We start from the raw sequence: 18,978 nt of genomic DNA, 5'->3' as shown, positions 1-18,978 counted from the left end.
GATGCGCGTCCTCCTCGTCGCCGGGACGACCGAGACGGCCCTGATCGACGGCATCAGCGCCGCCGGCGCGTCGCCGGAGCTGATGGCCCACACGCCGCCCGCCGACGCCGAGATCCTCGAGTACGGCCGGCCGACGGCCGCGCCCGTGACGCCCGTGAGCCCGAGCGGCTGTCCGACGCCGGCCGCGATCACACGGGCCGTCCGCGAGGTCGTCGGCTTCGACGCGACCGTGATCGACGCCGGCCTCGCCGAACCGACCGGCGCGGCGACCGTCGACCTCGGCGTCGATCCGGGAGCCGACATCCGCGAACCGTCGGCCGTACCGGACGCTGCGGCGATCTACGACCGCGCACACGGCTTCGGATCGAGCCTGCCGGACGACGAACTCGTGATCGGCGAGACCGTTCCCGGCGGGACGACGACCGCCCTCGGCGTCCTCACGGCCCTCGGCGAGCCCGCGACCGTCTCCTCCTCGCTCCCCGAGAACCCGATCGACCGGAAACGGCGGGTCGTCGACGAGGCGCTGTCCGCCAGCGACCTGACGCCCGGCGATTGCGAGGGCGATCCGCTCGCGGCGATCCGAGCCGTCGGCGACCCCGTCCAGCCGACGGTCGCCGGGATCGCCGCCGGTGCCGCCGAATCCGGTGCCGACGTGACGCTTGCCGGCGGCACGCAGATGGTCGCCGTCGCGGCGCTGCTCCGGCACGCGGGCGTCGGTGCGACGCTTACGATCGCGACGACCTCGTTCGTCTCCGAGTCGGCCGACGGCCTCGAGGAGACCTGCAAGCGCCTCGACTGTGACCTGACGGTGACCGATCCCGGCTTCGACCGGCGCGAGCACACGGCGATGGAACGGTACTGCGCCGGCGAGGCCAAGGAGGGCGTGGCGATGGGTGGCGCGCTCTCGCTGGTCCCGGAAGGGCGGATGCCGGCGGTTCGAGACCAGGTCGAGACGGTGTGCTCGCGGCTAGGGATCGGTGACGACGAAGGCAAAAACGGAGACGAGGAGAGTGATGGAAACGAGGTGAACGGCCGTACCGGCCATGGCGACCGACTCGAGCGAGATGACCGGTTCGAACGTGATGACCGACTCGAGCGAGATGACCGGTTCGAGCGTGACGGCCGATTCGAACGTGACGGCCGATTCGAACGTGATGACCGGTTCGAACGCGACAGTCCCACCCGGAACGATCCGGAGGAACGATCGTGAACCCCGACGCAATGCGCCGTGTCGAGCGGGCCCCCCACGGCGGCGAACCCGACCGTGACCTGCTCGACTTCTCGGCCAACACCAATCCCCGAACGCCGGACGGCGTCCGGGACGTCTACACGGACGCCTTCGAGGACGCGCGTCGCTACCCCGACGACGACTACCCGGACTTCCGCGCGGCCGCGGCGGCGTTCGTCGGCTGCGAGCCCGAGCACGTGATCCCGACGGCGGGCGGGCTGGCGGCGATCCGGCTGGCCCTCGAGTGCGAACTCGAGGCCGGCGACGCGGCGCTGGTCCCCTACCCCAGTTTCGGCGAGTACGCCCGCGAGGTCCAGTTGCAGGGAGCCAGCCCGCAGTTCGTCCGCTCCGACGACCTGCTCGAGGTCCGCACTCCCCTGCTCGAGGAGGTCGACCTCGCGGTCGTCTGTACGCCGAACAACCCGACCGGGGAAGCGGCCGACCCGGACGCGCTGGCGGCGCTTTCCGATCGCTGTGCGGATGCCGGAACGACGCTGCTGGTCGACGAGGCCTTTCTCGGGTTCACCGAGTTGCCGTCGGCCGCGACGGTCACCGGCGAGCACGTCATCGTCGCTCGCTCGCTCACCAAACTGTTCGGGCTGCCCGGGCTGCGGGCCGGCTTCGCCGTCGCCTGCGGCGAGCGCCGCGATGCCCTCGAGACGGCCAGGCGTGCGTGGTCGCTGGGGACGCCCTCGGCCCGGGTCGGCGCACACTGCCTGCGTCAGGCGGATTTCGTCGCCGAGACGCGCGAGCGGGTCGCCCGCGAGCGCGACCGACTGGCCCGCGCCCTGGGGGGGCGGTTCGACGTCACCCCCTCAGACGCGCCGTATCTGCTGTGTGACGTCGGGGACGAGTCGGTCGACGACGTGCTCGCGTCGGCTCGCGAGGACGGAGTCGCCGTCCGGGACGCGCGGACGTTCCGCGGCCTGGACTCGCATATCCGGGTCGCGGTCAAGGATCGAGAAGCGAACGATCGGCTGCTCGAGGCGCTCGGCGTCGGCGACGGCGCAGATGAGGGGGAGAACCGATGACCGGGGAACCGGACCCCGACGCGCTCGAGGCCGACTACGAGGCGATCCGGCGCGACGGCGTGTTGCGGGTTACCCGGTCCGGAACGGACGCGCCGACCGAGTGGCTCTCGACCGGGTGGCACGGCGGCCGGAAACGCGCCGACTGCGCGTACAACGTCTCCGTTCCCGAGGGATGGGAGCGGACCGACCTCGAGCGCTACGTCGGCGAACGGCTGGACCGTGCGGGGATCCACCCGCCCGAGTCCGCGGATCGCGGTCCCGTCTTGCTCACCGGCGTCGACATGGCGGACGCCCGCGGGGCCCGCTGTGGACCGGTCACCGCCTACGCGACCGCCGGCATCTCGAACCCGGCGGCGCTGCCCATCGGCGAGGCCCTCGAGGCGAGCGAGCCGGATCCCGACGGGGAGTCGCTGCCCGACCCGCTCCAGTCCCGCACCGAGTCGCCGGAGCCGGGAACGGTCAACGTCCTCGTCGGGACCACGCGAACGCTCGCCCCCGGCGCGCTGGCGAACCTGGTCGCGGTCGCCGCGGAGGCGAAGGCCGCGACGTTGCTCGCCGAAGCCGGGTTCCCGGGGACGACGACCGACGCGGTCGTCGTCGGTCACGACCCGACCGGCGACCCACGGTCGTTCTCCGGCAGCGCCACCGAGGTCGGCGCGGCGACGCGGGCCTGCGTCCGGGACGCCGTCAGCGCCTCGCTCGAGGCCCACTACGCGGACCGGGACGAGACGCTTCCGGACTCGAGCGAGGACGCGACCTACGGCGTCTCGACGGACGCCCGGGCGGCCGTGTTCCGACCGCCCGCGGAAGAGCAGCCGGGAGCGGAGCCCGGCCCCTCGAGCGATCGAGCGTGAGCGTAGCTCCGCCGTTCCGGCACCGGCCGTGCGCGCCAATTATACCGATCCAACCACAACCCTCGAGCGATGGCCGACGACGACCCGTCCGTGATCCAGTCGATCGCTATCTCCCCCGACGACGCCGTCGACGCCTACGTCTACACGCGCGAGAACCCCGGCGAAGCCGTCCTCCGGATCACCCCGCCGTTCCACGGCCGGATGCGGGCCCGGATCCACGTTTACCGGGTCGACGACGCACACGTCACCGGCGCGGTCCACGTGTCGGCGGCCGAGGTGATCGAGGACGACGTCCTCGAGGAGTACCCCGAACTCGAGGGGGAACTTGAGGCGGTCGACGACGCGGAGGCCGAGCGGATCCGCAAGCGCCACGCGGAGGCCGTCGAGGAGTGGCAGGAGCGGGCGGCCGACGCGATCGTCGACGCCGTCGCGCTCGAGGTCGACGGCGAGCGCCGCGAGGTCGAGGTCAAGCCGCTCGGCTGACTCGTTACACTCCTGGCGACCCGTCCACGGGGTCGCCAGTCGAGACCCGACGCGTTCGCGCACTTTCACTTTCACTCCGGACGGATCGGTTTGACGTACTGTCCGCCGAATCGAACGGTATGGCACTCATCGTAGACGCGACCGGCGATCCGAACGCGGCCGACGACCGACCCGCGGACGTCGACGGGAACGTCGACCCGGACCGGCGACGGATCGACGTCACCGATCTCCGCGCCGACGGCATCGAGGAGTTCGTCGCGGAGAGCGTCGACACCGACCGCGTCTCGCTCGAGCACCGCGGCCACCGGACGTACCTGGTTCTCGAGGAGACGGGCCGATAGCGGTCAGCGCCACCCGCGAACCCGCTCGAGGAGTCGCTCCGGCAGCGCGTCGCGGGTCCCGGGCTCGACCGCGAACGTCTCGACGTCCGGGCGGGACTTGACCTCGCCGAGCGGTCCCGCGGTCCCGTCCGCGACCGCGGCGACGGTCGGGACCGACGCGTCGAGCGCCCGTTCCGTCGCCGTTCGAAAGCGGTCGCTCTCGAGTTGCATCGGCGCGATCTCGTCGATCACGATGCAGTCGGCACCCCCGCTCTCGATCGCCGCCTCGAGCGTTCCCGCAAGTCGATCGATCGCCGCGACGTCGACCCCGTACTTGCCGACCCGGGGCTCGTCGTACTCGACGTGGGCCATCACCGCCCGCGGGTCCCCGCCGATCGCGACGACCTCAAACCCGACTCGGTCGCCCTCCTCGCGGATCTCGGGGGCAGCCAGGCCGCGGACGCGGAGGCCGCGGTCGCGGAGTCGTTCGACCGTTCGCTCGAGCGCGGTCGTCTTGCCGCTGCGAGGCGGACCCGTCACGAGCGCGTTGTTGGGCACGGCCGGCGCTACGGTCGACGCGGTCCTCAGTACTTCGGCCCGCCGATCGGTCGGAACGGCGACCGGTCCCCCCGTCGACTTTCACCCGGCGCGTGGGACGGATCGGTATGGTTCGTCCGCCGGACGGAGATCGTTCGCCCTCGGTCGATCGCTCGAGTCCGACCCGACGGCGGTTTCTCGCCGGAACCGCAGCCGGGACTGCAGGAAGCTTCGGACCCGTCGGGTGGATCGGTACGGCCGGTTTCGGGGCGTCCTCCGGTCGAGAACCGGCAGCGTCGCCCGGAGAGTCAGAGGCCGGGACCGACGACGGCGAAGACCTGCCGCTCATCGACGCCCACACCCACCTGACCCCGGTAGAGACGCTTGACAGGTCCCCCCTCTCGGCCGACGACCTCGTCGAGTGGCTGGACGAGAACGGGGTCGACCGCGCGGTCGTCCTCGCGCTGGACTCGCCCGAGAGCTACCCCGTCCAGGCCCCGAGCTGGTGGGTACTCGAGGAGGTCACGGCCCACCCTGATCGCCTGATTCCGTTCTGTACGGTCGATCCGCGTACGCTCGTCTACGAGGACAATTTCGGGGCCGTTACGAGCCTGCTCGACCGATACATCGACCGCGGAGCCCGCGGCTTCGGCGAACTCAAGGCCGGCTTGCCGATCGACGACGACCGCCTGGCGGCCATCTACGAGCGCTGTGCCGACCGGGGGCTGCCGATCCTCTTTCACACCGACGAGAAGGCGATGACCGACGAGGTCGGACTACCTCGCCTCGAGGACGTGCTGGCCTCGTACCCGGGGCTGGACTTCCTCGCCCACGCTCACGGCTGGTGGGCCCACATCTCGGCGGACGTCGGGGCGGACGACCTGAGCGAGTACCCGACGGGAGCGATCGAGCCCGGGGGCCGCGTGCCGGAACTGCTCGCCGAGTACGACAACCTCTACGGCGATCTGTCGGGGTTCTCGGGCTGGAACGCGCTCACGCGCGACGAAGAGTACGCCCAGTCGTTCCTCGAGGACCACCACGAGCAACTGGTCTTCGGGACCGACTACCTCGCGCCCGGACAGGAGGTGCCGCAGGTCGACCTCTTCGAGCGGTTCGACCTCGGCCGCGAGGCCTGGGCGAACCTCCGCTACCGTAACCTCGAGAGCGTGTTGCGGTGAGACGGGCCGCTGTCGGTCGGTTCCGGTACCATGTAACGCGAACTCGACGGCGATCAGCGGAGCCGTCGGGAGAGCCGAATCAGGACCGAGACCGCGGTCCCCAGGCCGGGAATCCGCGAGGAGAGCGCGGCCGCTCCGAGCAGCGCCGCGCCGCTCTTGCGCCGTCCCTTCGACAACTCCATCGACGCGTCCAGTACCGTCGTGGCGAGGCTCAGGTGTTCCAGCAGATCTGCCCAGCCGTCGGGGTTCGTCACCATACTCGAGGGAAGGGGAACGGACGGAAAACGCCCGTGGCTTGCGCTGGCCGGCGGACGCGGATCAGTCGAGTCGGCCCGTTCCCCTTCTCGTATGGCGTTTTTCGGGAGACGCGATCGTTTCACTCGGTCGGCCCCGCCTCGCTCACGGCTTCCCCCGTTCGCCGTTCGCCTCCGGGTTTCGCTTCCTCTCGCACGGCTTCATCCAGCGATGGCTGCGAGACCCGACTGTCGCACCGCTCACTCCCCCTTCTCGATCGGCGCGCGGATCAGATTCCCCCACTCCGTCCACGAGCCGTCGTAGTTGTGTACGTCCTCGTAGCCGAGCAGCTCGTGGAGCGTGAACCAGGCGATCGCCGACCGCTCGCCGACCCGACAGTAGGTGACGACGGATTCGTCGCCGTCGATCCCCGCGTCGGCGTACAGCTCCTCGAGTTCGTCGGGATCCTTGAACCGGCCGTCGTCGCGCAGGTTCGTCTTGACCGGCACGTTCGACGCGCCGGGGATGTGCCCGCCCCGCTGGGCGGTCTCCTGCAGTCCCTCGGGGGCGATGATCTCGCCGGAGAACTCCTCTGGCGAGCGGACGTCGACCATCGGGATGCCGGCCTCGCGGGCCTGATCGACGTCGTCCTTGTACGCACGGATGCTCTCGAAGGGACCCCTCGCGGTGTACTCATGGGAGGGGAAATCAGGCGCCTCGTCGGTCAGCGGATACTCCTCGTTCACCCAGTAGTCTTTCCCGCCGTCGAGGACGCGGGCGTCGTCGTGGCCGTAGTACTTGAACTCCCAGTAGGCGAACAGCGCGAACCAGTTGGGGATCCAGCCGTCGCCGTAGAAGACGACCGTCGAGTCCTCGCTGATGCCGTGCTCGCCGACGACTTCCTCGAAGTCGTCCTTCCTGAGGATGTCGCGTTGCTCCTGATCCGAGAGGTCCTCGTCCCACTGGAGTCCGATCGCGCCCGGGGCATGACCTTCCTCGTACCGCGACGGGAAATCGCCCTCCTCGGGCGATTCGGGGCTGTTGACCTCGACGATCCGATAGTCGGGGTCGTCCGACTGGAACTCCTCGAGGTGGTCTTCGACCCAGTCCGCCGAAACCAGGACGTCGCTGTCGTGGTCCGTCATGCGTTCGGTCGGGCCACGAGAGGGCACAAATAGCTAACAGTCCACATGGGTTGGCGTCGCCGGCCGGGACCGGCACCGATAACAGCCTCGAGCGACGACCGACTCGCCAATGCGACTCGCGCGACTCCTGACCCCCGACGGACCGGTTTCGGGACGCTACGAGGACGGCGTCGTCCACGCCGACGACGGTACCTACGAGGTCGGCGCCGACGGCCGACTCCTCCCGCCCTGCGAGCCATCGGCGCTGTACTGCGTCGGCCGCAACTTCGCCGAGACCCTAGAGCAGATGGAGTACGAACGGCCCGAGGAACCGGACTTCTTCATCAAGCCGCCGGCGTCGTTGCTGGGCCACGAGCAGCCGATCCCCTACCCCGCGTTCACCGACGAACTGACGTACGCAGGCGAACTCGCCGCGGTGATCGACGAACGCTGTCGCGACGTCGCCGAGGACGAAGTCCCCGAGGTCGTTCGGGGCTACACCATCATGAACGACGTCGACGCGCTCGACCAGCAGGGCCGGACCGCGCGCAAGGCCTTCGACGGCTCCGGCCCGCTCGGCCCCTGGCTCGAGACCGACCTCGATCCACGGGAGATCGATATGCACACCGACGTCGCGGGCGAGCGCCGCCAGGAGGCCAACACCGAACTGATGCTGTTCGATCCCTACGAGATCGTCTCCTACCTTTCGCGGCGATTCATCCTCCGACCGGGCGACGTCGTCGCTTTCGGCAGCCCTGCCAACCCGGGGCTGGTCGAACCCGGCGACACCGTCGAGATCACCTACGAGGGCGTGGGAACGCTCCGGAATACTGTGGTCGACGGGAACGGGAGCGACTGACGGCGAGGGGTCGGATGGCTGGATCGAACTCGGCCCGACGGTCGGGGAAACGTATCGGGGCCGGCTACTCGAGCCAGTCGATGAACGGGCCCTTCGCGTCGGCCCGGCGGAAATATTCCCGCTGCGTCTCTTCGATCGCGGTTGCGATATCGGCACCCTCGTCGATTCGGGCCCGGGTCCGGCGACGCTTCCACGTACTGGGTACCGCACCCGTTTCCCAGCGTGCTTCGATCGGTTCGAGCAGGTCGTCGATCCGGGCGTTCCCGAACCCCCGGTCGCGAAGCCCTCGGCGTGCGAGGGAAAACACCTCGTCGTAGACCACGGCGGGATCGGAAACCCGGGTTCCGTCGGAATCGACCCAGGCCGGGTCAGCGTCGAAACCGTCGCGCGCCGCGGCGTATAGCGACTCCCTGGCGGCAGTCCAGGGCAGTTCCTCGAGCGGGTGATCCGTTACGACGATCCCGTGAACGAGACCGACGACCAGTGCATGCAAGCCGATCACGTCGGCGACGGCGGGTTGTGCGGGCAGAGGACGGTATTCGATCCGCGGTCCCTCGGACCCCAGGATCGGGCGGACCCACCGCCAGCAGGTCCCCTGCTTGTGCAACAGTTCCCAGTGTTCCTCGACGAACCCGTCACGGGGTCCGGTTTCCGTCCACTCGCGGAGGTACGGTGCACACCGCCGGTCGGCGACCAACCGGTCGATCACGTCGACCGGCCGTTCGATATCTCGGGGGAGTCGAACTTTCCCAGGTTCGGTGACGTTCATCGCCTCGAAGACCGGAATCCGTAATTCCTCGAGGCCCTCGAGAACGGTCTCGGCATCGACGTCGTCGTAGAGTCCGGGCGGAAGGAACGGTGCGTTCGTCGAGAGCGCAAGGACCGGGCCGGCCGTTCGCAGTGCGGCGTTGAAATACTGTGGGAACGCATCGGTCGGGACCTGGAGGTGAACCTGCATCGAGGTGCCGAGCGACTCGACGAGGATCGTCGGAAACTCCCGCCGACAGCCGGGAACGTCGAGTTCGACCGGTCCGTGTTCGGTGATGTCGGCGTCGAGCGCGTAGTACCGTGCCCTGGGGGCCATGTTCGCCGGACGCACCACGCCGCCGTCTTCGATACGTGCCGTCAGGTACGAAACCGCACCATCGGGCGGCGGAATCGTCCACATACCGTCGGTAACGAACCGTTGTTCGGCTTCCGCGAAGGCTCGCTGTACCTCGGTTAACTGCGTCCTGAGTGCCCCCCGCTGTTCGTCGAGTCCACCGGGGTCGAATTTCGTCGCTGGCGTGTTCAGTTCGGCGTTGTGTCGTCCGAGTTCGCGCTCACAGACGCCATCGAATGCCGACTCTGGAGCCTCGGCGAGTCGGCCCTCCTCGTCGACGGCGTATCCCTCCAACTCGAGTCCGACGCGGAACTCCCCCTCGAACCGACCGTTCGCGAACGCCGTGCGAAGCGACGCCGCCTGGACCGCGACCCGCCGCTCGAACGTTTCGTGAGTTTTCGTCCGTCGTGTCGCCTGGACGATGTCTGCGGCGTCCATCGTGTTGTCATGCTGTTTACTAACACATACCTCTTCCTTACGTTACGGTACCGGACTGTTCAGTCGAGACGAACCGACGGATGCGGCGGTGGAATCGCTACTTCGAGAGAGGTGAGTGGAGACCAGGGCCTTCGACGTCCGGTTTTCGTCCGGTACAGTCCACTCGAGAAGGGTATCGGCCAGCGGTCGTCTCCCACCTTCGCGTCGATGACCTCGTGGCCGAACGTCGTCGAGCACGTACTCGTCACGTCGTCGGAGGACGCACCCGGGATGAGGAACGCCGGAAGATCCGACGTTTCGAAGCGTTTGGGCCCCGGTTCGTTCGTCGTATTCGTCGCTACGGCGAGCGTACCGCTCACGACGCCGAACGGACATCGACCGTTCCTTATATGTTAAGAGGTACCTAGGACTAGTTCCGGAAAGGCATATATGAGTGTAGTTGCCAAGGTTGGCTATGACACGGACGATGAAAGACGTTTCGCACACACCGCCGTACGGAAAAGCACCGACTGACGTTTGGAAACGAGGGATAGAGGAGGAAGAATAGGAACCGCTGGAGGGTACTGGCCCGCAGGCAGTGAAATCGGGCAGCAGTGCTGACAGCTTCTCGAGACGAGTCGGGATACTAATCGAGGGCCCCGGAACTCCTCGGAGACGATCGGTGGTCGGTCTTTTAGTGTGCGGACGTGGTTCGGGAAACCGGTCGTCCCGCATGGATCGACGACGGTTCGCGGACGCGGCGTGCGGAGAGACCGAGGGCGACGACGATACCGGCCCCGAGATGCCGACCCGCCGGAACCCGTTCGAGGACGGCCTGAACCGCCGTCGCTTCGTGCGTTCGTCGGCCGCCGTCGGTTCGACTACCGTGCTTGCCGGCTGTTTCGGCGCCGAGGAGGGCAGCGGCGGCGACGGCGAACCGACGGTCTACGTCTTCAACAACGGGGATCGGACGGTCACCGTGATCGACGCCGAGCGAGACGAGGCAGTCGCCACGCACCACATCGATACGACCGCCTCGTTTCCGGCCAACCAGTACGGCACCAGCGCGGAGTCGGGGTACGACGTGCTCTGGCTCAACGTCACCGGCGGCGTGCGGGCGCTCGAGGCCCGCTCGCTCGAGGACGTCGCCGCGGTCGGGACCGGGGCCGGACCGAACTACCCCAACCTGACCCCTGACGAGCAGCACCTGATCGTCGCCGCCGGCGGGTCGACGTCGATCGATCCGGAGCCCGACCCCGACGAGCCCGAAACCCACGGGGTCTTCCGGATCGACGCCGACCGCGAGAGCGAGACCTTCGGCGAGGTGACCGGCCGGATCGAGACCGGGTACACCGGCCCCTGCGACGTCTCCCTCGAGCCGTCGGGCGAGTACGCCTACGTTCCCGAGATCGCCGACGAGACCCTCCGGGTGGTCCGGACGGAGCCGTTCGAGACCGTCGCGGAAATCGACGTCGGCGATCCGGTCGGCGACGGACAGGTACTGCCGTTCATGTGTACGGCGTCGTTCGCCGGCGACGTATTGCTGGTCGAAAACGGCGAGGGCACCCTGGGTTCCGACCCGGAGGTCCCCCGGGAGGGGTCCGAGAGTATCTGGGACGTTTCGACGCCTGACGAACCGAAGGAGGTCGCGCGGATCACCCGTGCCGACGGTCTGCCGGCGATGCCGATCACGAGCGAGATCGCTCCTGACGGCGAGGCCGGCTACCTGTTCACGCCCGACGCCGGGAGCGTGACGGTGATCGACCTCGAGGAGCGGGCGGTCGACCGGGAACTCGACGTCGGCGGCGAGGCGATATCGGGTGCGTGGGGTCCCTTCCGGGAGAAACTGTACGTGCCGGTCCAGACGGCGAATCAGGTCGCCGTCGTCGATCACGAGCGCCGCGAGGTCGTGGCCACGATCGAGGCCGGCGAAGCGCCAACCGGGGCCGTGGGCGGAACGGTTCGCCCCGAGGTGACGCCCCAATCGCGACTCCGGGCCTCGCTCGCCGCGCTCGGCCTCGAGTTCGGGCGACGGGAGGCGACGTACTGTCCCGAATCGAACTGTTACTGCGGGTGACGGCGGCCCGCTGGAGGCCCGGACTCGGCTGCGACCGTCCCGGTGAGAAAGGCACTTCCGGACGCGGCGCGTTCCGGTGGACGTGAGCACCGAGGTCCCCCACCGCGTCGAAGTCTACCCCGACCGCGAGGTCGTCGTCGAGTTCGATCCGGACCTCACCTTCGAGTGCGTCGACGACTGTACCTGGTGCTGTCACCACGGCGTCCTCCTGTACGACCGGGACCTCCTCGAACTCGCCCAGCGGGCCAACCTCGCCGAGAACACGACCGACTTCCGCGGCGAGAAGTTCGTCACCCGCGAGGCGAAGGACCGCGAGGACCACGTCGCCGAGGACGGCTGTGCCTGCGCCTTCCTGCGGGAGGACGGGCTCTGTTCGCTGCACCTCGAGGAGGACTGGAAACCCACGCGGTGTTCGGTCTTCCCGCTCGCCGTCTGGCGCGAGGACGGCGACCTCCACGTCGACATTCGGGACTCGGCCCACGATCACTGCGACGGGCTGAACGTCAGCGAGCGGAAAGTGGTGGACAACCTCGAGGCGTTCCTCCCGGAACTCCTCTGGGACCTGGAAAACCCGGATTCGGACCGCGAGCTGTGACCGGCGGCCCTCGGCCGTCGTCCAATGGGTCGTGCTACCACGGCTCTCCAACCATTTAAACGTCCTCCGCTCGTAGGTAGACTGTGACAGAAGACTCCGGGCGACGGAACCTCCGTATGCCCAACAGCGACGAAGTATTCGCCGTCGTAACCGAACACCTCGGCGGGAACCACGTGCAACTGCGCTGCGAAGACGGCGAGGAACGACTCGGCCGCATTCCGGGGCGCATGAAATACCGGACCTGGATCGAGCAGGACGACATCGTCGTCGCCGAACCCTGGGACTGGCAGGACGAGAAAGCCACCATCGAGTGGCGCTACACCAGCCAGGACGCCGATCAGCTCCGCCGCGAAGGCCACATCGACTGATATTCTCGAGCCCGCGGTAGATTGATGCGGGAGTTCTTTCCTCGACTGGAGACGCCAGTCCGTGCGCAAGCAGTCGCGGGCGTCGCCGACGAGTCGTTACCGAGCGAGCAACTGCACCCCCTGATTTATGTTACGAGCGTGAGACGACTCACGCAGCATGGCCGACGACGAGGACCTCCGTCGCGAGGTCCGCCGACTCCGCGAGGACGTCGACTCGCTGCGTCGCCGCCTCGAGTCCCTCGAGCGGGCGGTCGAGCGGGACGCGACCGACCCGTCGGGCGAGAGTGAACCGATCGGCTCGATCGAACGGGACGAAACGGTCGAGTCCGACGCGATCACGCCCTCCGACGCCGAGTCGGCGGCCGTAAGCGAAGGCGGGCGCGAGGAACCCGCCGATCCGTCGGGACGGGAGTCGACGACCGATTCCGCCGACTCGACGTCGACTCGAGACTGGGAACTCGCCGTCGGCGTTCGCTGGCTCGGGCTCGCGGGCGCCGCGGCGCTCGTGATCGGCGTCGCCTTCTTCGTCCAGTTGGCGATCGAGATCGGACTGCTCGGCCCGCTCGGCCGCGTCGCCGTCGGCGCGGCCGGCGGGCTCGCGCTGTTCGCGGGCGGCCGCTACGCCGCGACCCGGAAGGGATACGTCCGGTGGGGCCGGATCGCCGCCGGCGCTGGCCTCGCGGTCGCATACTTCAGCATCTACGCGTCGTACGGCTTCGAGAGCTACCGCGAGGCGATCGGGACGCCGCTGTGGGTCGTCCTCGCCGCGCTGACGGCGCTGGTCGGTGCGACCGCCGTCGTGTCGGTCCGGGACCGCGCGCCGCTGGTCGTCGGCGAGGCGTTCCTGCTGGGGTACGTCACCGCGGCGATAAGCACCGACGCCGCGACGCTCGTTGCGACGCCCGCGTACGTCCTGTTGCTCGCCGGCGGCCTGGTCGCCGTCGCGAGCGTCACCCGCTGGAGTCGTCCCGTCCTCTCGAGTACGTTCGCCTCCTACGGCGTCCTCCTGCTGTGGCTCGCCGACGTCGATCCGCCGGCCGCTGCCATCGCGGTCGTCTCCGTCGCGACCCTCGTCGTCTACCTCGCCGGGAGCTACGTCCTCCGGGGCGCGAGCGCCGACCGCCTCGAGACGCGACGATACCGCGCCCAACTGGTCGCGATCACGGCCGTCGCCGCGGGCTTCGGCGTCGTGTTGCTCGAGATCGCCGTCCGCGACTGGAACGCCGACGCCGCCGGACTTGGCCCTGCCGTCGTCGCCGTCCTGCTCGCGGGGACCTACGCCGTCACCGACCGGCGACCGGTGCGACCCGACGGCACCGCAGCGGCCGGAACGGTCGTCTTCCTCGCGCTCGGCGTCGCAATGGCGGTGGGGACGTTCGCGACGACGGTCGGCGCGCTTGCGCTCGTCTGCCTCGGGGTCGCAGCAGCGAAGACGCTCGAGGAGCCCGGATTCCGGTTCGGGAGCCACGTCGTGGCCGGGGCGACGACTCTCAAACTGCTCGCCGTCGACGCGAGCGAGTTGCCGGCCTTCGACGCGGCCGAGCCGGTCGCGACGCTGACCGGCCGCCCGGTCGCGTTCGCGCTCGCCGTCGCGGTCTTCTACGGGCTGGCGTGGTGGGTCGCGTCCCGGCCGACTGTCGGAGACGACAGCCGGTACGTCCCGCCGCTCGAGGGGGTGTACGCGACCGTCGCCACCGGACTGGCCGTCGTCGTTCTTGCCCTCGAGTTCTCCGGCGTGGGAGTGTCGATCGCCTGGATCCTGCTGGGACTGGCCCTCCTCGCGGTCGGCTTCGTCCTCGAGGTTCGCGGCCTCCGGGCGCTGGCTATCGGCGTCTTCGGCCTCGCTACGACGAAGGTGTTCCTGCTGGACACGCGAGACCTGGATACCGTCGCCAGGACGCTGTCGTTTCTCGTCCTCGGAGTCGTCCTGCTGATCGCCTCCTACGCCTACGCGCGGTCCCGGTCGGACGTGAGCGTAACGCCGAACGCGGTGAGCGACGCCCTCGGGATCGGGAGCGACGGGCCGACCCCAGAGGGCGATCCCGGCGGAAGCGACGACGAGAACTGATCGACTTGCGACCCCGTCACCGCGTCGCGCGTTTCCACTCGGCGAGGCCGAGCACGTTCCCGTCCAGGACGTCCCGGTCCGCGTCGGTCGCCCCCCAGACGAACATCCCGGCGACGTCCTCGGGGTCGCGGCCGCCACCGCCCGAGAGGGCCGTCGCGACCTGTCCCGGGTCCAGACAGCCGACCGTGTACTGGGTGTCGGCGGCGAACCCCCGGGCGACCGCCTCCGCGGTCGCCTTCGAGATCGCGTAGGAACCGTATCCGGGCTTGGGGTCGCGGGCGATCGCTCCCGTCGGGACGAGCACCCGTGCTCCGTCGTTCAAGTGCGGCAGAGACTCGCGGATCGTCGCGAACACGCCGCGCCCGTTGATCTGCCAGTGGTCGTCGAGCGCGGTGTAGGACTCCTCGTCGGTCGGCGTTTCGCCCGCATCGCCGTGGTAGACGCCCGCCGCGGCGACCACGACGTCGATCCCGCTCGAGTCACCCGTCCGCGAGGCGGTCTCGACGAGTCGCTCGACGTCGTACTCGTCGCGGACGTCCGTCCGGAGCCCCGCGGCGGCCGCGCCGGATCGGTCGGCCGATTCCAGTCGATCCTCGAGCGCCGCAACCGTCTCTGAGACGTCGGCTCCGTCCCGAGCGCCGATCACGACCGTCGCGCCCGCCTCGGCGAATGCGAGGGCGACGGCGCGGCCGATTCCGCGGGTGCCGCCGGTGACGACGGCCGTCGTTTCTTGGAGTTCCATACAGCCCCTACGCGGGCGAGCGACAGGAAGGCATCGGCTCGAGCGTCGAGCCGAGACCACCTCGAGAGTCAGAGCGAACCATCGATCGCGACGAATCGGGAGAAAACCGAGAGAGCGGCGCCGTCGAAAACCGGAAACGCCGTTATCGGCCGAACAATCGCCTGATGATGCTGCGGCCCGTCGGTCGCTCCGCGAGCATCACCGAGCAGTCGACGTCGTTGATGACGTCGAAGTGCAGCGAACTGGTGACGAGTCGCGAGAGCAGTCCCCGCTCGGTCGCGCCGATCAGGATCAGGGTCTCGTCGTCGGCCTCGCGACAGATCGCCTCTTCGACGTTGCCGGAGTCGTCGACGATCAGGTTCGCCCCGTGCAGATCGTGCTCGGCGGCCCACTCCTCGATGAACTTTTCGCCCATCTCGCGGGACGCGGGATCGCCGACGACGTGCAACAGCGAGACCTCGGTGCCGACGGTCTCGGTGAGCGTCCGCGCGACTTCGGCGCTGAGATCGGAGTCCGGGCCGCCCGCGGTCGGCAGGAGAACCCGCGAGATGTCGGTCCCACGGTCCTTGAACACGAGCAGGTCGCTTGGGAACTCCTTGGTCAGTTCGCTGAGCGGCCGGTCGAGACGTGCGCTGTCCCACGGCGTCTCGGACCCCCAGCCCATCAGGACGAGGTCCGCGTGTTGTCGCTGTGCCGTGTCGAAGATCTCCTCGACCGAGCGGTGGGTAACGATCGTCGACGTATCGTACTCGATGTCGGTGTAGGCGAACGAGTCCGTGAGGTCCTCGAGTCGGCGCTCCGATTCGGAGACGATCCGGGCACGCTGTCTGTCGGTACCGGTCGCCGACGGTTTGTCCGGCGTCTGGACGACGTGAACCAGATGGACCGTCGCGGAGTCGCGGGACGCCGCGAACATGGAGGCGAGTTCGACGAGTTTCCCTTCGGTCCGTGGGTTCGCGATGGGGACCATGATCCGGTAGGTCTCCTCGTCCTCTGCCCGCTCTTCGGCGGTATCGATCACCGGGACGTACGACCGTCCGGCCCACCCGCCGAAGGCCCACTCGCGGACCGAGAGCCGGCGCTCGATCCCCTCGAAACGGGCGGACTCGAGGCGCTGCTCGCTGGTCTGGTAGTAGTTGACGATCGTGACGAGCACGATACCGCCGAGGGTGTTCCCCAGCAGAACCGGGAGGACGAAGTCAGTCATCCCGGCGAGGAAGGCGAGTTCGCCCGCGAAGACGAGATAGAGCATCTCGGTGAAGGAGACGACGACGTGGAACAGGTTTCCGAGCGGGATCGCGAGGAACGCGAGATAGACCACGACGAGCCGGGAGATCGTGTCCCGGGAGGCGAAGGTGACCCAGACGACGCCGGCGACGATCAGGCCGGCGAAGGCGGCCTTGAAGAACAGGTCCCACCAGGGTGTCTCGATGCCGTGCTGGGCGATGCTCATCGCCGCGGCAGCGGCGTCGTCGTCGAACACGCCGCCCCAGGTCAGCGCGGCCGCGCCGAAGGCACCACCGGCGAAGTTACCGGCCAGGACGATGACCCAATGACGAAGCAGCGCCGGCAGACTGGCCAGTCGCTCGATCGTCAGCGCGACGGGCGGAAGCGTATTCTCCGTGTAGAGCTGGTAGCCGCCGATGATGATGTAGATGAACCCGAGCGGGTAAAGCAACGAACTGACGATCGGATCGCCGCCGGTCGCGCCGTACATCGAGGCGTACAGCAGGAACGTGATCGTGATCGCGAACCCGGCGGCGAGGCCGCTGAAGAACAGTTCGCGGTTGCCGGAGGTGATCTCCTCGTCGGCCGCCGCGACGATCCGCTGGAAGACCTCGTCCGAGGAGAAGCGATCGCGAACGACCGACCCGACTGCGGGCGCACCACTCCGGGCCCGCTCGACCGCATCACGGACCTCTTCCGGTTCGTCGCTCGGCTCCGGCTTCCCGGGGCGTTCCGCGGGCGGCCCCGAGTCGCGTCCCCGTTCTCGCTCTTCGGATTCGGGATTGGCCATTAGTGGGGTACAGTCAGTAGACGAACTAATGGTTTGGTATCTTCGTCGGTCGATTCCTCGGCGTACTCCCTCGAGTAGATGCGTACGAGCGTGGTCTTCTGTCTTGGCCCTGCCCTTGCTACCGTCTCCCGAGACCGCCGGCTGCCCATCCCTACGCAAATATGCCGTACGTTTATCCCTACGCCGACAGTCACGACGAGACATGCAAGCGCTGGCCGGTGAATCAGTCGTCGTGATCGGCGGCGGGATCGGGGGACTCTCGACCGCCTGTTACCTCGCCGACGCGGGTGCCGACGTGCACGTCATCGAAAAGAACGAGCAACTCGGCGGGCGGGCGAGCCGACTCGAGATCGACGGATTCGAGTTCGACATGGGTCCCTCCTGGTACCTGATGCCCGACGTATTCGAGCGGTTCTTCGGGGACTTCGATCGAACGCCGTCGGACTACTACCGGCTCACGCAACTGGATCCCCACTACCGGATCTTCTTCAAGGATAGCGCGGAACGGAGTTCCGCGGACGATACGAGCGAGCGAAGCTCGCGAGCACACGGGGATCGGGTCGACGTGACGCCGGACCTCGAGCGGACGAAGGAGGTCTTCGAGGAGTACGAGGACGGAGCGGGTGAGACGTTAGAGCGGTACCTCGAGAAGTCCAGGGAGAACTACGAGGTGGGGATGAAACACTTCGTCTACGAGGACCGGTCCCGGCTTCGGGACTACCTCGACCTCGACGTGGCCCGGCAAGCCCGCGGGCTCACGCTGCTGGGGTCGATGCAGGACCACGTCGAGAACTACTTCGAGCACCCGAAGCTCCAGCAGATCATGCAGTACACGCTGGTGTTCCTCGGTGGGTCGCCGAAGAACACGCCGGCGCTGTACAACCTGATGAGCCACGTCGACTTCAACCTCGGCGTCTGGTACCCCGAGGGCGGGATGAAAAGCGTCGTCGACGGCATCGCCGAACTGGGCCGAGAACTGGGCGTCGAGTACGACACCGGGCGGCCGGCGACGGCGATCAAGGGCCGCGAGGGGGCGTTCCTCGTCGAGACGCCCGAGGGACAGCTCCGTCCGGACCTGGTCGTCAGCAACACCGACTACGCCCACACCGAACAGGACCTGCTCAAACCCGAACAGCGCGGCTACGACGCCGACTACTGGGAGTCCCGGACGTACGCGCCCTCCGCGTTCCTGCTGTATCTCGGCGTCGAGGGCGACGTCGACGAGTTGGCCCACCACACGCTCGTCCTGCCGACCGACTGGGAGGACCACTTCGACAGCATCTTCGAGGAGCCCGCCTGGCCCGACGATCCGGCTTACTACCTCTGTGTCCCCTCGGAAACCGACGACGACGTCGCCCCGGACGGCCACAGCAACCTGTTCGTCCTCGTCCCGATCGCGCCGGGCCTCGAGGACACCCCCGAGATCCGCGACCAGTATCGAGACGAGATCCTGGCCGACATCGCGGAACACACCGGGACGGACGTCCGCGACCGGATCGTCGTCGAAGAACAGTTCTGTATCGACGACTTCGCCAGCCGGTACAACAGCTACGATGGGACGGCGCTCGGGCTGGCTCACACGCTCCGCCAGACAGCGCTGTTCCGGCCGCCACACCGCTCGAAGGAGGTCGACGGACTCTACTTCGTCGGCGGTGACACGACGCCGGGGATCGGCGTTCCGATGTGTCTCATCAGCGGCGAACTGACGGCGGAAAAGATTCTCGAGGATCGGGGGTGACAACGA

General features: G+C 68.4%; 19 protein-coding genes. 12 read left to right on the top strand and 7 right to left on the bottom strand.

Annotation, left to right across the window (positions count from 1 at the left end; all coding sequences use genetic code 11):
- Position 1 precedes the first annotated feature (1 nt).
- The 5 genes from cobT to CHINAEXTREME_RS08760 all read left to right on the top strand — a co-directional run bounded on the left by cobT (position 2) and on the right by CHINAEXTREME_RS08760 (position 3,937).
- The gene (gene cobT / locus CHINAEXTREME_RS08780; RefSeq protein WP_007143163.1) at positions 2-1,210 is read left to right on the top strand and encodes a nicotinate mononucleotide-dependent phosphoribosyltransferase CobT; all 1,209 of its coding nucleotides are present in this window, start codon (positions 2-4) and stop codon (positions 1,208-1,210) included.
- 11 nt (positions 1,211-1,221) lie between these two features.
- Positions 1,222-2,259 (top strand): threonine-phosphate decarboxylase CobD, encoded by a 1,038-nt coding sequence (cobD, locus tag CHINAEXTREME_RS08775; protein WP_076738714.1) that lies wholly within the window; start codon positions 1,222-1,224, stop codon positions 2,257-2,259.
- Positions 2,256-3,113 (top strand): adenosylcobinamide amidohydrolase, encoded by an 858-nt coding sequence (locus tag CHINAEXTREME_RS08770; RefSeq protein WP_007143161.1) that lies wholly within the window; start codon positions 2,256-2,258, stop codon positions 3,111-3,113. The genes cobD and CHINAEXTREME_RS08770 overlap by 4 nt, the downstream gene beginning before the upstream one ends.
- A 69-nt stretch (positions 3,114-3,182) precedes the next feature.
- Positions 3,183-3,596, top strand: coding sequence for a hypothetical protein (locus CHINAEXTREME_RS08765; protein WP_007143160.1), 414 nt, complete (start codon positions 3,183-3,185; stop codon positions 3,594-3,596).
- A gap of 119 nt (positions 3,597-3,715) precedes the next feature.
- Positions 3,716-3,937 carry a hypothetical protein gene (locus CHINAEXTREME_RS08760; RefSeq protein ID WP_007143159.1) on the top strand — a complete coding sequence of 74 codons (222 nt, stop codon included), beginning with the start codon at positions 3,716-3,718 and terminating at the stop codon, positions 3,935-3,937.
- A gap of 3 nt (positions 3,938-3,940) precedes the next feature.
- Here the strand turns inward: CHINAEXTREME_RS08760 and CHINAEXTREME_RS08755 are convergent, their stop codons facing one another.
- The gene (locus CHINAEXTREME_RS08755) at positions 3,941-4,474 is read right to left on the bottom strand and encodes a nucleoside-triphosphatase (protein ID WP_007143158.1); all 534 of its coding nucleotides are present in this window, start codon (positions 4,472-4,474) and stop codon (positions 3,941-3,943) included.
- A gap of 107 nt (positions 4,475-4,581) precedes the next feature.
- Between CHINAEXTREME_RS08755 and CHINAEXTREME_RS08750 the strand changes: the two genes are divergently transcribed.
- Positions 4,582-5,631 (top strand): amidohydrolase family protein, encoded by a 1,050-nt coding sequence (locus tag CHINAEXTREME_RS08750; protein ID WP_010546560.1) that lies wholly within the window; start codon positions 4,582-4,584, stop codon positions 5,629-5,631.
- Between the two features lie 53 nt (positions 5,632-5,684).
- On the opposite strand, the gene CHINAEXTREME_RS08745 is transcribed toward CHINAEXTREME_RS08750, so the two are convergent.
- Both CHINAEXTREME_RS08745 and CHINAEXTREME_RS08740 read right to left on the bottom strand, forming a co-directional pair.
- On the bottom strand, positions 5,685-5,888 hold the full coding sequence (locus CHINAEXTREME_RS08745; RefSeq protein ID WP_007143156.1) for a hypothetical protein: 204 nt from the start codon (positions 5,886-5,888) through the stop codon (positions 5,685-5,687).
- A 237-nt stretch (positions 5,889-6,125) separates the two neighbouring features.
- Positions 6,126-7,010, bottom strand: a complete 885-nt coding sequence (locus CHINAEXTREME_RS08740) for a sulfurtransferase (protein WP_007143155.1) — start codon at positions 7,008-7,010, stop codon at positions 6,126-6,128.
- 109 nt (positions 7,011-7,119) lie between these two features.
- Between CHINAEXTREME_RS08740 and CHINAEXTREME_RS08735 the strand changes: the two genes are divergently transcribed.
- On the top strand, positions 7,120-7,848 hold the full coding sequence (locus tag CHINAEXTREME_RS08735; RefSeq protein ID WP_007143154.1) for a fumarylacetoacetate hydrolase family protein: 729 nt from the start codon (positions 7,120-7,122) through the stop codon (positions 7,846-7,848).
- A 64-nt stretch (positions 7,849-7,912) separates the two neighbouring features.
- On the opposite strand, the gene CHINAEXTREME_RS08730 is transcribed toward CHINAEXTREME_RS08735, so the two are convergent.
- On the bottom strand, positions 7,913-9,388 hold the full coding sequence (locus tag CHINAEXTREME_RS08730) for an acetate and sugar kinases/Hsc70/actin family protein (RefSeq protein ID WP_007143153.1): 1,476 nt from the start codon (positions 9,386-9,388) through the stop codon (positions 7,913-7,915).
- Between the two features lie 59 nt (positions 9,389-9,447).
- A complete protein-coding gene (locus tag CHINAEXTREME_RS08725; RefSeq protein ID WP_007143152.1) occupies positions 9,448-9,747 on the bottom strand; it encodes a hypothetical protein in 300 nt (99 codons plus the stop codon).
- Positions 9,748-10,100: 353 nt separating this feature from the next.
- Here CHINAEXTREME_RS08725 and CHINAEXTREME_RS08720 point away from each other — a divergent pair, with 353 nt between their 5' ends.
- The 4 genes from CHINAEXTREME_RS08720 to CHINAEXTREME_RS08705 all read left to right on the top strand — a co-directional run bounded on the left by CHINAEXTREME_RS08720 (position 10,101) and on the right by CHINAEXTREME_RS08705 (position 14,475).
- Positions 10,101-11,444 carry a YncE family protein gene (locus CHINAEXTREME_RS08720; RefSeq protein ID WP_007143151.1) on the top strand — a complete coding sequence of 448 codons (1,344 nt, stop codon included), beginning with the start codon at positions 10,101-10,103 and terminating at the stop codon, positions 11,442-11,444.
- Between the two features lie 82 nt (positions 11,445-11,526).
- On the top strand, positions 11,527-12,039 hold the full coding sequence (locus tag CHINAEXTREME_RS08715) for a YkgJ family cysteine cluster protein (RefSeq protein ID WP_029601533.1): 513 nt from the start codon (positions 11,527-11,529) through the stop codon (positions 12,037-12,039).
- An 83-nt stretch (positions 12,040-12,122) separates the two neighbouring features.
- A complete protein-coding gene (locus CHINAEXTREME_RS08710; RefSeq protein ID WP_076738713.1) occupies positions 12,123-12,407 on the top strand; it encodes a translation initiation factor eIF-1A in 285 nt (94 codons plus the stop codon).
- A 157-nt stretch (positions 12,408-12,564) separates the two neighbouring features.
- Positions 12,565-14,475 carry a DUF2339 domain-containing protein gene (locus CHINAEXTREME_RS08705; protein WP_007143149.1) on the top strand — a complete coding sequence of 637 codons (1,911 nt, stop codon included), beginning with the start codon at positions 12,565-12,567 and terminating at the stop codon, positions 14,473-14,475.
- Between the two features lie 16 nt (positions 14,476-14,491).
- On the opposite strand, the gene CHINAEXTREME_RS08700 is transcribed toward CHINAEXTREME_RS08705, so the two are convergent.
- A complete protein-coding gene (locus CHINAEXTREME_RS08700) occupies positions 14,492-15,217 on the bottom strand; it encodes an SDR family oxidoreductase (protein WP_007143148.1) in 726 nt (241 codons plus the stop codon).
- Positions 15,218-15,359: 142 nt separating this feature from the next.
- On the bottom strand, positions 15,360-17,234 hold the full coding sequence (locus CHINAEXTREME_RS08695) for a formate/nitrite transporter family protein (protein ID WP_007143147.1): 1,875 nt from the start codon (positions 17,232-17,234) through the stop codon (positions 15,360-15,362).
- Between the two features lie 28 nt (positions 17,235-17,262).
- Here CHINAEXTREME_RS08695 and CHINAEXTREME_RS08690 point away from each other — a divergent pair, with 28 nt between their 5' ends.
- The gene (locus CHINAEXTREME_RS08690; RefSeq protein WP_338013394.1) at positions 17,263-18,972 is read left to right on the top strand and encodes a phytoene desaturase family protein; all 1,710 of its coding nucleotides are present in this window, start codon (positions 17,263-17,265) and stop codon (positions 18,970-18,972) included.
- The last annotated feature ends 6 nt before the right edge of the window (positions 18,973-18,978 follow it).

The sequence above is a fragment of the Halobiforma lacisalsi AJ5 genome (genome assembly GCF_000226975.2).
In the GTDB taxonomy this organism is placed as follows: Archaea; Halobacteriota; Halobacteria; order Halobacteriales; family Natrialbaceae; genus Natronobacterium; species Natronobacterium lacisalsi.
This window is presented reverse-complemented; position numbering and strand designations above follow the sequence as displayed.

Excerpts from the sequence above, each read along its gene's own strand:
- cobD (WP_076738714.1), top strand. The coding sequence starts at position 1,222 with ATGCGCCGTGTCGAGCGGGCCCCCCACGGCGGCGAACCCGACCGTGAC.
- CHINAEXTREME_RS08750 (WP_010546560.1), top strand. The coding sequence starts at position 4,582 with ATGGTTCGTCCGCCGGACGGAGATCGTTCGCCCTCGGTCGATCGCTCG.
- CHINAEXTREME_RS08705 (WP_007143149.1), top strand. The coding sequence starts at position 12,565 with ATGGCCGACGACGAGGACCTCCGTCGCGAGGTCCGCCGACTCCGCGAG.
- cobT (WP_007143163.1), top strand. The coding sequence starts at position 2 with ATGCGCGTCCTCCTCGTCGCCGGGACGACCGAGACGGCCCTGATCGAC.
- CHINAEXTREME_RS08695 (WP_007143147.1), bottom strand. The coding sequence starts at position 17,234 with ATGGCCAATCCCGAATCCGAAGAGCGAGAACGGGGACGCGACTCGGGG.
- CHINAEXTREME_RS08730 (WP_007143153.1), bottom strand. The coding sequence starts at position 9,388 with ATGGACGCCGCAGACATCGTCCAGGCGACACGACGGACGAAAACTCAC.
- CHINAEXTREME_RS08760 (WP_007143159.1), top strand. The coding sequence starts at position 3,716 with ATGGCACTCATCGTAGACGCGACCGGCGATCCGAACGCGGCCGACGAC.
- CHINAEXTREME_RS08720 (WP_007143151.1), top strand. The coding sequence starts at position 10,101 with ATGGATCGACGACGGTTCGCGGACGCGGCGTGCGGAGAGACCGAGGGC.
- CHINAEXTREME_RS08740 (WP_007143155.1), bottom strand. The coding sequence starts at position 7,010 with ATGACGGACCACGACAGCGACGTCCTGGTTTCGGCGGACTGGGTCGAA.
- CHINAEXTREME_RS08745 (WP_007143156.1), bottom strand. The coding sequence starts at position 5,888 with ATGGTGACGAACCCCGACGGCTGGGCAGATCTGCTGGAACACCTGAGC.
- CHINAEXTREME_RS08690 (WP_338013394.1), top strand. The coding sequence starts at position 17,263 with ATGGTTTGGTATCTTCGTCGGTCGATTCCTCGGCGTACTCCCTCGAGT.
- CHINAEXTREME_RS08765 (WP_007143160.1), top strand. The coding sequence starts at position 3,183 with ATGGCCGACGACGACCCGTCCGTGATCCAGTCGATCGCTATCTCCCCC.
- CHINAEXTREME_RS08735 (WP_007143154.1), top strand. The coding sequence starts at position 7,120 with ATGCGACTCGCGCGACTCCTGACCCCCGACGGACCGGTTTCGGGACGC.
- CHINAEXTREME_RS08770 (WP_007143161.1), top strand. The coding sequence starts at position 2,256 with ATGACCGGGGAACCGGACCCCGACGCGCTCGAGGCCGACTACGAGGCG.
- CHINAEXTREME_RS08700 (WP_007143148.1), bottom strand. The coding sequence starts at position 15,217 with ATGGAACTCCAAGAAACGACGGCCGTCGTCACCGGCGGCACCCGCGGA.